The sequence below is a fragment of the Bacillus sp. BPN334 genome (assembly GCF_008368885.1).
In the GTDB taxonomy this organism is placed as follows: domain Bacteria; phylum Bacillota; class Bacilli; order Bacillales; family Bacillaceae_G; genus Bacillus_A; species Bacillus_A wiedmannii.
Genome location: NZ_QOZW01000012.1, coordinates 189,186 through 203,570, shown reverse-complemented (window position 1 = coordinate 203,570; position 14,385 = coordinate 189,186). Strand labels below are relative to the sequence as shown.

General features: G+C 38.3%; 19 protein-coding genes and 1 tRNA gene. 12 read left to right on the top strand and 8 right to left on the bottom strand.

Going from position 1 to position 14,385, the window contains the following annotated elements; translation table 11 throughout:
• The 7 genes from trxB to DN393_RS18800 all read left to right on the top strand — a co-directional run bounded on the left by trxB (position 1) and on the right by DN393_RS18800 (position 5,784).
• The gene (gene trxB / locus DN393_RS18830; protein WP_001288065.1) at positions 1 to 957 is read left to right on the top strand and encodes a thioredoxin-disulfide reductase; all 957 of its coding nucleotides are present in this window, start codon (positions 1 to 3) and stop codon (positions 955 to 957) included.
• A gap of 162 nt (positions 958 to 1,119) precedes the next feature.
• Complete coding sequence (locus DN393_RS18825; protein WP_000455195.1) at positions 1,120 to 1,926, top strand: DUF368 domain-containing protein; 807 nt, start codon at positions 1,120 to 1,122, stop codon at positions 1,924 to 1,926.
• Positions 1,927 to 2,154: 228 nt separating this feature from the next.
• The gene (locus DN393_RS18820) at positions 2,155 to 2,613 is read left to right on the top strand and encodes an NUDIX hydrolase (protein ID WP_001190080.1); all 459 of its coding nucleotides are present in this window, start codon (positions 2,155 to 2,157) and stop codon (positions 2,611 to 2,613) included.
• 20 nt (positions 2,614 to 2,633) lie between these two features.
• Positions 2,634 to 3,515: an RNase adapter RapZ gene (gene rapZ / locus DN393_RS18815; protein WP_000138461.1), complete on the top strand. Its 882-nt coding sequence runs from the start codon at positions 2,634 to 2,636 to the stop codon at positions 3,513 to 3,515.
• A gap of 3 nt (positions 3,516 to 3,518) precedes the next feature.
• Positions 3,519 to 4,472, top strand: coding sequence for a gluconeogenesis factor YvcK family protein (locus DN393_RS18810; RefSeq protein ID WP_000712182.1), 954 nt, complete (start codon positions 3,519 to 3,521; stop codon positions 4,470 to 4,472).
• Positions 4,473 to 4,561: 89 nt separating this feature from the next.
• Positions 4,562 to 5,512, top strand: a complete 951-nt coding sequence (whiA, locus tag DN393_RS18805; RefSeq protein ID WP_064476215.1) for a DNA-binding protein WhiA — start codon at positions 4,562 to 4,564, stop codon at positions 5,510 to 5,512.
• Between the two features lie 23 nt (positions 5,513 to 5,535).
• Complete coding sequence (locus tag DN393_RS18800) at positions 5,536 to 5,784, top strand: HPr family phosphocarrier protein (protein ID WP_000250305.1); 249 nt, start codon at positions 5,536 to 5,538, stop codon at positions 5,782 to 5,784.
• A 245-nt stretch (positions 5,785 to 6,029) separates the two neighbouring features.
• Here DN393_RS18800 and clpP read toward each other — a convergent pair whose 3' ends face one another.
• The 8 genes from clpP to DN393_RS18755 form a co-directional block, all read right to left on the bottom strand.
• Entirely contained in the window at positions 6,030 to 6,611 is a 582-nt protein-coding gene (gene clpP / locus DN393_RS18790; protein WP_001049163.1) for an ATP-dependent Clp endopeptidase proteolytic subunit ClpP, read from the bottom strand.
• Positions 6,612 to 6,851: 240 nt separating this feature from the next.
• Positions 6,852 to 7,721, bottom strand: a complete 870-nt coding sequence (locus tag DN393_RS18785) for a DUF421 domain-containing protein (RefSeq protein ID WP_064476216.1) — start codon at positions 7,719 to 7,721, stop codon at positions 6,852 to 6,854.
• Between the two features lie 20 nt (positions 7,722 to 7,741).
• Positions 7,742 to 7,948, bottom strand: a complete 207-nt coding sequence (locus DN393_RS18780) for a DUF1657 domain-containing protein (protein ID WP_064476217.1) — start codon at positions 7,946 to 7,948, stop codon at positions 7,742 to 7,744.
• A gap of 11 nt (positions 7,949 to 7,959) precedes the next feature.
• Positions 7,960 to 8,310 carry a stage V sporulation protein AE gene (gene spoVAE / locus DN393_RS18775; RefSeq protein ID WP_000575918.1) on the bottom strand — a complete coding sequence of 117 codons (351 nt, stop codon included), beginning with the start codon at positions 8,308 to 8,310 and terminating at the stop codon, positions 7,960 to 7,962.
• Positions 8,307 to 9,323: a stage V sporulation protein AD gene (gene spoVAD / locus DN393_RS18770; protein ID WP_000938954.1), complete on the bottom strand. Its 1,017-nt coding sequence runs from the start codon at positions 9,321 to 9,323 to the stop codon at positions 8,307 to 8,309. The genes spoVAE and spoVAD overlap by 4 nt, the downstream gene beginning before the upstream one ends.
• On the bottom strand, positions 9,324 to 9,800 hold the full coding sequence (spoVAC, locus tag DN393_RS18765; RefSeq protein WP_000095399.1) for a stage V sporulation protein AC: 477 nt from the start codon (positions 9,798 to 9,800) through the stop codon (positions 9,324 to 9,326).
• Between the two features lie 29 nt (positions 9,801 to 9,829).
• The gene (locus tag DN393_RS18760; protein ID WP_064476218.1) at positions 9,830 to 10,315 is read right to left on the bottom strand and encodes a YhcN/YlaJ family sporulation lipoprotein; all 486 of its coding nucleotides are present in this window, start codon (positions 10,313 to 10,315) and stop codon (positions 9,830 to 9,832) included.
• A 93-nt stretch (positions 10,316 to 10,408) separates the two neighbouring features.
• The gene (locus DN393_RS18755; RefSeq protein ID WP_000216160.1) at positions 10,409 to 10,615 is read right to left on the bottom strand and encodes a DUF1657 domain-containing protein; all 207 of its coding nucleotides are present in this window, start codon (positions 10,613 to 10,615) and stop codon (positions 10,409 to 10,411) included.
• Positions 10,616 to 10,819: 204 nt separating this feature from the next.
• Between DN393_RS18755 and DN393_RS18750 the strand changes: the two genes are divergently transcribed.
• The 5 genes from DN393_RS18750 (at position 10,820) to cggR (ending at position 14,370) form a co-directional block, all read left to right on the top strand.
• Positions 10,820 to 10,895: transfer RNA gene (locus DN393_RS18750), tRNA-Arg, on the top strand.
• Between the two features lie 180 nt (positions 10,896 to 11,075).
• Entirely contained in the window at positions 11,076 to 11,372 is a 297-nt protein-coding gene (locus DN393_RS18745) for a hypothetical protein (RefSeq protein WP_149173757.1), read from the top strand.
• A 271-nt stretch (positions 11,373 to 11,643) separates the two neighbouring features.
• Positions 11,644 to 12,951, top strand: coding sequence for an RNA polymerase factor sigma-54 (rpoN, locus tag DN393_RS18740; RefSeq protein WP_064476220.1), 1,308 nt, complete (start codon positions 11,644 to 11,646; stop codon positions 12,949 to 12,951).
• 9 nt (positions 12,952 to 12,960) lie between these two features.
• Positions 12,961 to 13,206 (top strand): glutaredoxin family protein, encoded by a 246-nt coding sequence (locus DN393_RS18735; RefSeq protein ID WP_064476221.1) that lies wholly within the window; start codon positions 12,961 to 12,963, stop codon positions 13,204 to 13,206.
• 135 nt (positions 13,207 to 13,341) lie between these two features.
• Complete coding sequence (cggR, locus tag DN393_RS18730) at positions 13,342 to 14,370, top strand: gapA transcriptional regulator CggR (RefSeq protein ID WP_001258183.1); 1,029 nt, start codon at positions 13,342 to 13,344, stop codon at positions 14,368 to 14,370.
• The last annotated feature ends 15 nt before the right edge of the window (positions 14,371 to 14,385 follow it).

The following is a 14,385-nucleotide window of genomic DNA, read 5'->3' as shown; positions in this document are numbered from 1 at the left end:
GTGTCAGAAGAAAAAATTTATGATGTCATTATTATTGGTGCAGGACCAGCTGGTATGACAGCTGCAGTATATACATCTCGTGCGAATTTAAGCACATTAATGCTTGAGCGTGGTATTCCAGGTGGCCAAATGGCAAACACAGAAGATGTAGAAAACTACCCAGGTTATGAGTCCATTTTAGGACCAGACTTATCAAATAAAATGTTTGAGCATGCGAAGAAATTTGGTGCTGAATATGCATACGGTGATGTGAAAGCAGTCATCGATGGTAAAGAATACAAAACAATTATTGCTGGTAAAAAAGAATATAAAGCACGTGCAATTATCGTTGCAAGCGGTGCAGAATATAAAAAAATTGGTGTGCCAGGCGAAACAGAGCTTGGCGGCCGTGGTGTATCATATTGTGCAGTATGTGATGGGGCTTTCTTTAAAGGAAAAGAACTTGTAGTTATTGGTGGTGGAGATTCTGCTGTTGAAGAGGGTGTGTTCTTAACACGCTTCGCATCAAAGGTAACAATCGTTCACCGTCGTGACACTCTTCGTGCACAGAAAATTTTACAAGATCGTGCTTTCCAAAACGAGAAAGTAGATTTCATTTGGAATCACACTATTAAAGAAATTAACGATGCAAATGGTAAAGTAGGAAGCGTGACACTTGTAGACGTAAACAGTGGAGAAGAGAAAGAAGTCAAAACTGACGGCGTATTCATATACATCGGTATGTTACCACTTTCAAAACCATTTGTTGAACTAGGTATTACAAATGAAAATGGTTACCTTGAAACAAATGAGCGTATGGAAACGAAAGTTCCTGGTATTTTCGCAGCTGGAGATGTTCGTGAAAAAATGCTACGTCAAATTGTAACGGCAACAGGTGATGGTAGTATCGCAGCACAAAGTGCTCAACATTATGTAGAAGAATTATTAGAAGAACTAAAAACTGTATCAGAAAAATAAGGGATAATATGCCTTTTGAGAAGAAAGCTACCAATAGGAGCTTTCTTCTTTTTTTATGAAAATGTCAAAGTTTTGTCAAAAAATATTAAGATTATAAGCTTTCTTATTGATATACTGGACTTTACGGAAAAATCACTATAAGAAATGAGGAATTTATTCAGTATGGAATGGCGTAATATATATCGTGGATTTTGTATGGGCGTTAGTGATTTAATTCCTGGTGTGAGCGGCGGTACAATCGCTGTTGTGTTAGGGATTTATGAACAATTGCTTGCGGCAATTAGTGGATTCTTTAGTCGCGAATGGAAAAAACATTTAGGCTTTTTAATTCCCCTTGCAGCTGGTGTGGCAGCAGCGTTTTTAACGTTAAGTCACGTTATTAAATATTTACTTGCAAATCATTATGAACCGACTCAATTTTTCTTCCTCGGTTTAATTATTAGTATATTACCGATGTTAATGAGAGAAGCTGATGCAAAGTCGTCGTTTAAAGGTAAGCACATTGTTTTATTAATAGTTGCAGCAATTCTTGTTGCGATCACAGCTTTCTTTAAACCAGATAAGGCAGCAGATCCAATTACGACGTTAACAATTTTAAATGCAATTGGTTTATTTTTCGCGGGCTGGATGGCTAGTATGGCTATGTTGCTTCCTGGAATTAGCGGATCATTTATTTTATTAATTATTGGTGTGTATCCGACAGCAATTAATGCTTTAACTACACTGAACTTACCTTTAATCGTAGTTATCGGTGCTGGTGTTATGGCGGGGTTTGTTGTAAGTAGTAAAGGAATTAGTTTCTTGTTAGATCGTTATAAAAGTATGACATTTGCGGCAATTATTGGACTTGTTATCGGCTCGATTGTAATTGTGTTCCCTGGTATTCCAACTGGAGGATTTTCAATTATAAGTTCAATTATTACCTTTATTTTAGGATTTGCGATTGTTACTTATTTCGGTAAGAAATAAGGACTTTAATCCCCTTGGCGATAAAAATCGTTAAGGGGATTTTTTATGCTATTCATTGAAAGTCTAGGCATTTACATTGCTTGTTCTAGAAAGCTTTTTTAAAATTGTTGAGTAGCATGTGCTTAGCGAAAGAGGACTGGCTCCTTCGTTGTAGCAAACTGTTTTTGATAGTATAATGAAATGAGTATGCAGTGAGAAATTTACTGCAAGTAGCTGAGGTGAAGAAACATGCAAAGAGTGACAAACTGTGTGTTAATTAGAGATAATGAAGTACTCTTACTCCAAAAACCTCGCCGAAATTGGTGGGTTGCACCAGGCGGGAAAATGGAGCGTGGTGAGACAGTAAGAGATTCCGTTGTTCGCGAGTATCGTGAAGAAACAGGTATTTATTTAAAGAACCCAGCGTTAAAAGGGGTCTTCACCTTTGTCATCCAAGAAGGTGATAAAGTTGTTTCTGAATGGATGATGTTCTCCTTTTTAGCGACAGATTTTGCAGGAGAAAACAAACTAGAGAGCGAAGAAGGCATCATTGGTTGGCATACATTTGACAAAATTGATGATTTAGCAATGGCACCAGGAGATTATCACATTATTGATTATTTAATTAAAGGAAATGGCATAATCTACGGTACATTTGTATATACCCCAGATTTTGAGTTGCTTTCATATCGATTAGATCCGAGTTAAACCGTCAAGGAGAGGATACGATGACAGAGAATAATGATATAAAAATGGTAATTATTACAGGAATGTCTGGAGCTGGAAAGACAGTAGCTTTACAAAGTTTTGAAGATTTAGGATATTTCTGTGTAGATAATTTACCACCGATGTTATTGCCGAAGTTTATTGAGCTTATGGCAGATTCAAAAGGGAAAATGAATAAAGTGGCACTTGGCGTTGATTTACGTGGCCGAGAGTTTTTCGAACATTTATGGGGAGCACTTGATGATTTATCAGAACGTACATGGATTATTCCTCATATTTTATTCTTAGATGCGAAAGATGGCACGCTTGTAACTCGTTATAAAGAAACGAGACGTTCGCATCCACTTGCACCAACTGGTTTGCCGTTAAAGGGAATCGAGATGGAGCGTGGCTTATTAACTGATATGAAGGCGCGAGCGAATATTGTGCTGGATACATCGGATTTAAAACCGAAAGAATTACGTGAAAAAATTGTTCATCTGTTTTCAACTGAAACTGAGCAAGCATTTCGTGTAAATGTTATGTCATTTGGATTTAAGTACGGTATTCCAATTGATGCAGATTTAGTATTTGATGTTCGTTTTTTACCAAATCCATATTACATTCCACATATGAAGCCATTAACAGGACTAGATGAAGAAGTTTCATCGTATGTGCTGAAATTTAATGAGACACATAAGTTTTTAGAGAAATTGACGGATCTTATTACTTTCATGCTGCCTCATTATAAAAGAGAAGGCAAGAGTCAACTTGTAATTGCAATTGGATGTACAGGTGGACAGCACCGTTCTGTTACGCTTACAGAATACCTTGGGAAACATTTGAAACCAGAGTATAGCGTTCATGTATCTCATCGTGATGTGGAGAAGAGAAAGGGCCATTAAGGGATGAAAAAAGAGAGAAAACCTAAAATTGTTATTATGGGAGGCGGTACTGGACTCTCTGTTTTATTACGAGGATTAAAACAATATCCGGTTGATATTACAGCAGTTGTTACAATCGCTGATGATGGTGGCAGTTCAGGTAGATTACGTGATGAGCTCGAAATTCCACCCCCAGGTGACATTCGTAACGTACTTGTTGCGTTATCAGATGTAGAGCCGCTGGTGGAAGCTTTATTTCAGCATCGTTTCACAACGGGAGACGGGCTGAAAGGTCATGCGTTAGGAAATTTATTATTAGCGGGTATGACCTCGATTACAGGAGACTTCTTCCATGCGATTACGGAAACGAGTAAAGTGTTAAATGTCAGAGGACGTGTGTTACCGGCAGCGAACCAAAGTGCGGTACTTCATGCGGAACTAGAAGATGGAGAAATTGTAACAGGTGAATCAAAGATTCCTTATTCCGGGAAGAAGATTAACCGCGTCTTTTTAACTCCAGAAGATGTAGAGCCGTTACATGAAACGTTGGCTGAAATTAAACGAGCTGATTTACTTGTTTTTGGTCCAGGAAGTTTGTATACGAGTATATTACCGAATTTAGTTGTTAACAAAATCGGGGACGCTGTTCTTGCTGCAAAAGCGAAGAAGGTATATGTGTGTAATGTTATGACGCAAGCTGGTGAAACGATGGGATATACTGCGTTTGACCATGTGCAGGCGTTACATGATCATTTAGGTAAACCATTTATCGATACTGCAATTGTAAATAACCGTGATATTCCTTGTGAATTACGTCAGTTATATGAGGAAGAAATGTCGGCACCAGTTGTAGTAGATGAAGAGCGTTTTACAGAGAGCAATATTGATGTCATTCAAGATCAATTAGCGAAGTATGATGATCGTGTTGTAAGGCACGATACATTAAAACTAGCTTCTATTTTATATTCACTCTTGTAGATGTGCGTTGCCTCGTTTGAGGTAACGCTCATCATTTCATATAGGACAAGATTTTTGTTCCAAAGTAATCGTATAAGGAGGTGTTGACTGTGTCATTTGCATCAGAAACAAAGAAAGAGCTAACGAATCTTGAGATGAAGGAATGCTGTGAGAAAGCAGAATTATCAGCGTTACTTCGAATGAACGGATCGCTTTCTTTTTCAAATCGTCGTCTATCTATCGATATTCAAACGGAGAATGCGGCAATTGCAAGAAGGATTTATACGCTTTTGAAAAAAGGATATGACGTGACGGTAGAATTACTTGTTCGTAAAAAAATGCGATTGAAGAAAAATAATGTATATATTGTGCGGCTTGTTGAGAAGTCTCGCGAAATATTAGCTGATCTTCATATTGTTCGAGACGACTTTTCGTTGATTCGAAATATATCACAAGAATTGATTGAGAAGAAATGTTGTAAACGATCGTATTTACGCGGTGCATTTTTAGCAGGTGGTTCAGTAAATAACCCAGAAACATCATCTTATCATTTAGAGGTCTTTTCGTTATATAAGGAACATAATGATGCTATATGTGAATTGATGAACGGATTTGATTTAAATAGTAAGACGTTGGAAAGAAGAAAAGGGTACATTACGTATTTGAAAGAAGCAGAAAAGATTACGGAGTTTTTAAATATTATAGGCGCTCATAATGCACTTTTAAGATTTGAAGACATTCGAATTGTTCGTGATATGCGTAATTCAGTAAATCGTTTAGTGAACTGCGAAACAGCCAATTTAAATAAAACAATTGGTGCAGCGCTAAGGCAGATTGAAAATATCCGTTATATTGATGAGACGGTTGGTCTTGATATATTACCAGATAAACTGCGAGAAATTGCACAATTACGAAGAGATTATCAAGATGTAACATTGAAAGAGTTAGGCGAGATGGTATCCGGGGGGAAAATTAGTAAATCGGGTATTAATCATCGTTTGCGTAAAATCGATGAGATTGCAGAGAAATTACGCGCGGGGGAAACGGTAGCAAAAAAATAAGAGGTTAAAGGGGAAATGGAGCTGTGGTTCAAAAACGAGTTAAGGTTTCATTAAAAAACGGTTTACAAGCACGTCCGGCTGCGTTGTTTGTACAAGAGGCTAATCGCTTTCATGCGGATATCTTCATCGAGAAAGATGGAAAGACAGTGAATGCAAAGAGCATAATGGGGATTATGAGCTTAGCAATTGGAACTGGTAGCATGATAACAATTACAACAGAAGGTTCAGATGCAGAAGAAGCTTTAGAAGCATTAGCTGCATATATACAATAAGAAGCTATCGCGCATGTGCGATAGCTTTTTTGTTTTGTTGTTGGGGGGCGGGTATGTAGGGCGCACGTGCGGAGGTTTAATTATAAAAAAGCGCCCTGTAAGAGGGCGCTTTCGTTTTAGATCTATCTAGCTCCAGCGGCTAGAATCTCCGGTTGTTTCGCTTTTACATTCGAGGCAAAAAGCGTCTCGGATGTAAAAGCTCCAACACCCTGCGATTCTGAACGAGCCGCTTCCACCTTTAGTTATTAACGATTTGTAAAGATCTTATCGATTAAGCCGTATTCTAGAGCTCTTTCAGCTGTCATGAAGTTGTCGCGGTCTGTGTCGCGTTGTAGTACTTCAAGTGGTTGACCTGTGCGGTCAGCAAGAATTTGGTTTAGTTTTTCACGTAAGAATAGGATACGTTTTGCAGCGATTTCGATTTCAGTCGCTTGACCTTGTGCTCCGCCAAGTGGTTGGTGAATCATTACTTCACTGTTTGGAAGTGCATAACGTTTTCCTTTTTCACCTGCTGCAAGTAAGAATGCACCCATAGATGCAGCCATACCGATACAGATTGTTGATACTTGTGGTTTAATAAATTGCATTGTATCGTAAATTGCCATACCTGCTGTGATAGAACCACCAGGGCTATTGATGTAGATGTGAATATCTTTTTCTGGATCTTGAGATTCCAAGAATAAAAGCTGGGAAACGATTGAGTTAGCTACGTTGTCATCAATTGCACTACCAAGCATAATGATGCGGTCTTTTAATAGTCGAGAGTAAATATCGTAAGCGCGTTCTCCACGATTTGTTTGTTCAATTACTGTAGGAATTAAATTCATCTGTTATTTCCTCCTTCTAAAGCTTTCTTAGTCTTATAATACAATTATGGTCAATAAAGGTCAAACGAAACCACTTTAAATCAAAAAAATATGTAGTTGTACCATGAATTATTCGCTATGTTTTTGAAATTCCCTGCTTATGTATCTTCAACATCATAACCGAATTACATAAATTTAAACGTCATGAAAGTTGTAGAAAAAAGAAAAGAACGCCTTTTTACTGAAGCGTTCTTTCGATATCTATTCTTTTAAAAGATAGGTTACTTTATTTAAAATCTTTTCGATGTGTTTCGCGTTTTTACTATACATTTCGCTTGCTGATTTCGACTTTGTTTCTAGGGAAAATAGTTCAAGATCAGCATGACATTTTTTTAAAGATGCTAATAATAAAGGCTTGTTTTGAGGAGAAGGCATTTGTAGTTTGTCATTATAAATGTCGATAGTAAGTTGTCCGTATGAATCCACTTGACCGAGAAAGACATTTTCAATAACAACACCGAGCTTTTCTAGTTCAGAATGTAACCAAGCACGGTTATGTCCACTAGAGGATAGAGGTTCATCTAAGACATTGCCATCCATAATAACAGTTTGCGGTTCTTTTTCATTAGGTACTTTTAACCCGATGTCTTTTGCTGTAAGTGGCTGAGAATCTTTCTTTAATAATACATTTAATTCTCCGCTCGGTTCTAAGACAGCAAATTCGACTTCAGCTATACTGAATGCACCATTTCCTCTAAGAAGTTCAAGTAATTCATCACTTGTATATTTCTCTTTCTTTAAATTATCCTCAAGTACTTTGCCGTCCTTTATTAAAACGGTAGACTTTCCTTCAAAAAAGTCTCTAGCAGTTTTGTTTTTTAAGGAAAGAATTCCAACGAAAAAAGGTACCGAGGCGAAAATAAGTATGGCAAAGACACCATGGAAAAACTTTTGATCAAGCCCTGTAGATATTTGAGCAGCGATATCACCGATTGTCATTCCCGCTATGTATTCAAAAAAGGAAAGTTGAGAGATTTGTCTTTTTCCTAAGCATTTTGTAATAGTGAATAAAATAATTAATATGAATACAGAGCGAAGGATGACAAGTGTCCATTCCGGCAGGTGAGACATAGTCATTTCCTCCAGTCTACTTAAAACCCTTTATATTGAGGTTCTTCGCGTTCTAATACTGAAACTCTATTCTGTAAATCAGCGATGATGCTGTCCATTTCTAACATACATTCATGAAATAAGCGTTTTGATTCCGCGTCCTGTGAATTTAGTGAAAGGGAGCTTAAACTTGCTTGAGCGCCCCTTACACTAGCAAGGCAGGTTTTAACGCTAGCGATAACTGTCATACAAACACCTCTTATCCTTTTGGTTTGAATAGTAATGCACCAATGAATCCGAATATGATAGCAGCAGAAATACCAGCGCTTGTTACTTTAAACATTCCCGTAATGACACCGACGATGCCGTGTTTTGCAGCTTCTTCCATTGCGCCGTGAACGAGGGCATTACCGAAACTTGTAATAGGTACAGTTGCCCCGGCTCCAGCAAAGTCGATTAATGGTTCATACAGGTTGAATCCGTCCAGTATAGCACCGGCAACAACGAGTGTTGCCATTGTATGAGCGGGTGTTAGCTTGCCAACATCAAACATAAGTTGGCCAATTACACATATGAGTCCGCCGATGACGAAAGCCCAGAAAAAAATCATTGCGTTGCACCTCCAAATTCAATCGAAACGGCGTGAGCGATACATGGAATCGTTTCTTCTTGTTGGAATGTAAGTGGAGATAGTAAAGCGCCTGTCGCAACGACAAGTATTTTTTTGAACTCTCCTCTTTTCATTCGGTTTAATAAATGACCGTATACAACTGTTGCGGAACATCCTGGTCCGCTAGCGCCAGCTATGACAGGTTGTCCTTCTCTATAGATGAGTAGCCCGCAATCTTGAAACTGTTCGCTTGTCACTTTTGTTCCGTGTTTATGTAGTAAGTCATAAGCAATTTCGCGTCCGACATGTCCTAGGTCGCCTGTTACGATTAAATCGTAGTAAGAGGCATCAATTTGGCGTTCGCGTAAGTGGGCTTCAATTGTATCGACGGCAGCTGGAGCCATCGCACCGCCCATATTAAACGGATCCGTTAGTCCCATATCAACCACTCGTCCGATTGTTGCAGATGTTACCCTAGGACCATGTCCAGTGTCACTTAAAATAGCCGCGCCTGCCCCGGTTACTGTCCATTGTGCGGTAGGAGGCTTTTGACCCCCGTATTCAGTTGGATAGCGGAATTGTTTTTCTACCGCGGTGTTATGACTTGATGCCCCAGTTAATAAATATTTTGCACCTTTTGCATTTACGATACTTGCCCCAAGTGCTAAACCTTCCATAGAAGTAGAACAAGCACCGAATAATCCAAGATAAGGAGTGCCGAGTGTACGACAAGCAAAGCTTGTAGGAGTAATTTGATTAATTAAATCTCCTGCAAGTACGAATTGGATATCATCTTTACGAAGTTCTGCTTTTTCAGTAGCTCGGCTACAAGCTTCTTCGAATAAAATTTTATGTGCTTTTTCATAGGAATCCTGTCCGAGCCATAAATCTTCATGAAGGATATCGAAGTCTTCTGGGATTTTCCCTTTCGCTTCAAATGGTCCGCCAACGACTCCTGTCGAAATAATAACTGGTTTGTTTTCAAATACCCACGTTCGGTGTCCTTGTAACATTTATAGCCCTCCCCATTGAACGAGAATCGTTTTAATAAGTGCGATGACGAAAGCTGAAAATACGCCAAATAAGATGACCGATCCTGCTAGTTTAAACATGTTGCCACCAACGCCGAGAACGAATCCTTCTGTACGGTGTTCGATACATGCGGCAATAACAGAGTTACCAAATCCAGTGACAGGTACAGCTGTACCTGCTCCGGCAAACTGTCCAAACCGATCGTATATACCGAATCCAGTTAGTAACATGGAAATGAAAATGAGAGTTGCGACTGTCGGATTTCCTGCTGAACGCTCAGTGAAATCAAAATATGTGATATAAAACGTAGAAATGAGTTGTCCGATGAAGCAAATAAAACCACCGACGAAAAAGGCTTTAATACAATTTTTCAAGACAGGGCGCTTCGGTTCGCGTTCTTGCTCGAATTTTTTATACTCTTGTTGCACAGGGGTTAAGTTCTTATCTTTACTAGACATTGCGATCCTTCCTTTTCTATTAAAAAGCGTTAAGTGTTAGACTCCATTTTTTTCCCAATGAGTTTTAATTGCTTATTGATCTCGTCTTTAGATACTTCTTTTTTCTTAATTTTGCTCTCAAGCTTTTCGAGTAACATAAAGATTTTTTTATCAGTACTTACACGAACATCGAAAGTAGGATGCTCATCACTTAGCTGCTTTTGAAGCTTCTTACGCAAAGCTTTTAGCCCAAACCTTTCGTGATGCTCAGGTGTAACTGCTATGTAGAGATCTAAATTTGAATTCACTGCTGTGCTTTTTATAATTTCATCCATAGCGAGAGCACTTTTCTTGGCTCCTTGTGATATAGATTGATTAAAGGATTCCGTACTCGTCTTTGTTAGTTTGGGACCTTTTTCTTTCTCCGTTCGTTTTGCTTCTTCTTTCACTTTTTTATCTAAGGGACTATTATCACATCCGGAAAAAGAGCTACATAGAAGGGCAAATAACGCGGTTATGAGGCCGAGTTTTCGCATGATTATCATTCCATTTCTATTGCAATATGTAATGTGATAGAAAAAGGATGACTGCATATCATCCTTTTTCTATTTCACAGCATGACGAATCTGTTATTGCTGTGAGTATTGTGGTTCTTCTTGTTGGACTTCTTCAACGCGTGGGTTTAAAGAATCGATAATCGTTTGCGTTTGCTCTGCAGCTGTTTGGAAAAGTTGCTTTGCTTGTTGGTTATCCGTATCAAGAGCGAATCCCTCTAAGCTAGCTTGTGCACTTTTTAATCCAGAAACAGTTTGCTTTAGTTTTGTAATTACAGTCATTGAATGAAGCCCCCTTTGGAATATCAATTCAAAGATTATAATTTGTGAGTTGGGGTGAATTTATGATTGGAAAATTTAGGAGAGAGTGCTTAGTTAATATACTACTAACTAAGGTGCATAAAGGATTACGGGGATATTTTTATTGATTTAGATGGATTTTATTGCTATTATTATGGAAAGAAAATGAAGTGTCTTTATAATCATGCGCCCATAGCTCAGTCGGATAGAGCGGTGGTTTCCGGTACCACGTCTGCCGGGGGTTCGAATCCCTCTGGGCGCGTTTTTTATTGTTGGTGTTCCGTGTTGAAAATGAATAATAAATTTAAAACAACCTCTTGTATGTGATTAGAAATAATCGTGTATAGGGGGTTTTTGTTATGGGCTTACAAGGTACTTCTGTTAATTCTGCAATGAGTTTATACTAAAATTATTTAAAACTTATAGTATGAGGGGATTGCAGGTGCGTAAAATTAGTGGGAATTTAAGCATTTTAGGGGATAACGAACGTAGAACCGTTGCTGTATCTGATTCTGGTGAAATTACAGGCGATGAAATGTTGAAATTCATGTTAAATATGGAATTGTACTATAAAGAAATTGATAGGGATTGTTTTGGACCTAGTCACTATTTGCCTAGCGGAGACTACCATAAGGATTTAATAGCGATTGTCTTTACGGCTGAAATGATGTTAGACGACATGGAATTAGAAGGTGAATGGCCTGCTGAAGAAGGGGATGTTATATTTAACGAAGCATAATGAATCTATCTGCATAAAAAGGTCTGCACTTACAAATATAAGTGCAGACCTTTTTATTAATACTTGTTATATCTAGTAATAAGATTTACTATTAGTATGTGGTAATAATTTTTATCGCGCTATTATTTTCTTTCAATATTATTCAAATTTCGGTTGTAAGTTGTAAATCTCATTAATACATATAAATTAATAATATTTTGGAATGGGTGTCTGTGATAGCATTCTCCTTTTACCAAACTTATTGTACAATAGAAACAAGGGGGAGATTAGTTTGAAGGCAAGTCTTTTACAAGAACAAAGCTTACGTTTGGCAATGACACAAGAGTTAAGGCAAGCGATTACAATGCTCCAGTATAATGTACAAGAATTATCGGAGTTTTTGTATGAGCAATCGTTAGAGAATCCCCTTATTGAGTTAGGTGGTTTTGAGAGGGAGAAGAAAAAGAGCTCTAACACAAGTAAAAGTACCAGCAAACAAGTCGAGAATCAGATGGAAATCTACAGTGTGGATTCAACAACGATTCAGCAACATTTATTAAATCAAATACAGTATTATAAAATAGAAGAAGAAGAGCGAAAAATAGCTTCTTTCATTATTATGAACATGGATGGAAATGGGTATTTACAAGAAACGAACGAAGAGTTAGCGGATCTCCTTTCCGCACCAATTCATGTAGTCGACCGCTCTGTAGAGCTTGTCCAATCGCTCGAGCCAGCAGGGGTAGGAGCGCGTAATATTCAGGAATGTCTAACTTTGCAATTGAAGCGCTTACAAAGACGGAATGGATTAGCGGAAGAGGTTATAGAGGATCAATTTGCTTATTTCGTGAAGAAAGATTGGCGAAAGCTCGTCCAAGTGTTGAAGTGTAGTAATGAGGAATTGCAATCGGCGGTGAACTGTATTACGTCATTACAGCCGAAACCAGGTCTTGCGTTTTCTTCTGATAAACCACTTTATATTGTACCTGATATGGCGGTGAAAAAAGATGGTGATCGTCTCGTTTTACAAATGAACGAGAGAAATATGCCGAGAATTGAAATTCATTCTGAGTATAGTGCGCTTCTGAATAATAGTGAAAGTGAAGTAGCATCTTACGTCTCAGAAAAGTATCAGCATGTGCAGTGGATTATGCGCAGTTTAAAACAGAGAAAACAAACGCTTCTGCAAGTGATGACTATTATTATGGAAAAACAACGTGATTTCTTCTGGGAAGGTCCAGAATATTTAAAACCGCTTGCTTTAAAAGAGGTAGCGGAAGAGTTAAGTGTGCATGAATCTACAATTAGTCGTGCAACGCGAAATAAATATGTGCAAACACCACATGGTTTATTTGAGATGAAATCGTTCTTTAGTAATGCTGTTTCGACTACTGAAGATGAAGTAGTTTCTACAAAGCGTGTGAAACGATTTATCCAAACGCTTGTTGAGGCGGAGAATAAGAAAAAGCCACTTTCAGATCAAAAGATTTCAAAATTATTAGAAGAAGAGCATGAAATCGTTATTTCTCGAAGAACAGTGGCGAAGTATAGAGAACAAATGCACATTCCAGCTTCATCATTACGAAAAACGATCGGATAGGTGAAGAATATGAAAGTTGTACTGTATACAAAAAAAGATTGTGGCCTTTGCGTGCAGGCGAAACAAGTTTTACAGGAAGTACAATGTGAATATTCTTTTCAAATCGAGGAAATAGATATATATGAAGATAATGACCTTTTGGAGAAGTATCATTTAATGATTCCGGTTGTAGAAATAGGCGGGAAACAGGTAGAATATGGTAACATTCACAAAGGTGTCATAATAAACTATATAAACAATGCAGTTAAGAGTTGAATAAGTTTCTATCTCCTGTTACAATAATACACGTAGCAGGGATTATTTTTTTAACCTACGTGGGACATAAAATGTCACTACGGGACACAAAGTGACCACTAGGGAAAATGAACCAATGTAGTGAGGAGAAAAGATATGCGCTCATGGATTCAGAACACAAAAAAATTATTACCTGATCTGCTACCTGTTATGCAAACGAGAATGCAAATTCTTCAATACATTAGGCTCATGCAGCCTATTGGAAGAAGAAACTTGTCAGCAAGTCTCGGTATGACAGAACGAGTATTGCGAAGTGAAGTCCAAGTTTTGAAAGAACAAAACTTAGTTCACGTCGCTTCTTCTGGAATGACTTTGACAGAAGAAGGAACAGCTTTAGTTCTTGCTTTGGAAGACTTTATGAAAGAAATTTCCGGGTTAAAGGTTTTAGAAAAGCAACTTAAGGAAACATTAGACTTGGATGAAGTTTTCGTTGTCCCTGGTGATAGTGATGAATCGCCGTGGGTCAAACTGGAGATGGGCCGTGCTTGTGTGACTTGTATAAAAGACCGTCTGACAGCGAATAATATCGTTGCTGTGGCTGGAGGAACTACGCTAGCTGCTGCTGCGGACATGATGCAGCTTGATTGCAAAGATTTACATATGCTATTTGTCCCAGCGCGTGGTGGAATTGGAGAGGGCGTCGAATTAGAAGCCAATACCATTTGTGCCAAGATGGCGCAAAATACGATGAGTAATTATCGCTTATTGTATGTTCCAGACCATGTTAGTAGCGAAGCATATGCGTCTATTGTGACAGAGCCTTCCGTGAAAGAAGTTCTTGAGTTGATTCGATCTTCCAATATCGTCATTCATGGAATAGGTGATGCGTTAACAATGGCACGTCGCAGAAATACTTCAGAAGCAGATTGGTTAAAGATTCAAGCAAGCGAAGCAGTAGGCGAAGCTTTCGGTTACTACTTTAATGAACAAGGAAATGTTGTTCATAAAGTAAGAACAGTTGGTATGCAACTTGAGGATTTACAACATGTATCTCACGTTGTTGCAGTCGCTGGAGGTTCTTCAAAGGCAAAGGCAATACAGGCTGTAATTAAACAAGGGCACACTTCAATTCTAATTACAGATGAAGGTGCAGCAAAACAGTTAACAAAGGGTATTACCCTTTAATATAATCCCCCAAGG

Excerpts from the sequence above, each read along its gene's own strand:
- rapZ (WP_000138461.1), top strand. The coding sequence starts at position 2,634 with ATGACAGAGAATAATGATATAAAAATGGTAATTATTACAGGAATGTCT.
- DN393_RS18820 (WP_001190080.1), top strand. The coding sequence starts at position 2,155 with ATGCAAAGAGTGACAAACTGTGTGTTAATTAGAGATAATGAAGTACTC.
- cggR (WP_001258183.1), top strand. The coding sequence starts at position 13,342 with ATGCGCTCATGGATTCAGAACACAAAAAAATTATTACCTGATCTGCTA.
- DN393_RS18760 (WP_064476218.1), bottom strand. The coding sequence starts at position 10,315 with ATGCGAAAACTCGGCCTCATAACCGCGTTATTTGCCCTTCTATGTAGC.
- DN393_RS18780 (WP_064476217.1), bottom strand. The coding sequence starts at position 7,948 with ATGACAGTTATCGCTAGCGTTAAAACCTGCCTTGCTAGTGTAAGGGGC.
- spoVAC (WP_000095399.1), bottom strand. The coding sequence starts at position 9,800 with ATGTCTAGTAAAGATAAGAACTTAACCCCTGTGCAACAAGAGTATAAA.
- DN393_RS18785 (WP_064476216.1), bottom strand. The coding sequence starts at position 7,721 with ATGTCTCACCTGCCGGAATGGACACTTGTCATCCTTCGCTCTGTATTC.
- spoVAE (WP_000575918.1), bottom strand. The coding sequence starts at position 8,310 with ATGATTTTTTTCTGGGCTTTCGTCATCGGCGGACTCATATGTGTAATT.
- clpP (WP_001049163.1), bottom strand. The coding sequence starts at position 6,611 with ATGAATTTAATTCCTACAGTAATTGAACAAACAAATCGTGGAGAACGC.
- DN393_RS18825 (WP_000455195.1), top strand. The coding sequence starts at position 1,120 with ATGGAATGGCGTAATATATATCGTGGATTTTGTATGGGCGTTAGTGAT.
- spoVAD (WP_000938954.1), bottom strand. The coding sequence starts at position 9,323 with ATGTTACAAGGACACCGAACGTGGGTATTTGAAAACAAACCAGTTATT.
- DN393_RS18810 (WP_000712182.1), top strand. The coding sequence starts at position 3,519 with ATGAAAAAAGAGAGAAAACCTAAAATTGTTATTATGGGAGGCGGTACT.
- DN393_RS18755 (WP_000216160.1), bottom strand. The coding sequence starts at position 10,615 with ATGACTGTAATTACAAAACTAAAGCAAACTGTTTCTGGATTAAAAAGT.
- DN393_RS18735 (WP_064476221.1), top strand. The coding sequence starts at position 12,961 with ATGAAAGTTGTACTGTATACAAAAAAAGATTGTGGCCTTTGCGTGCAG.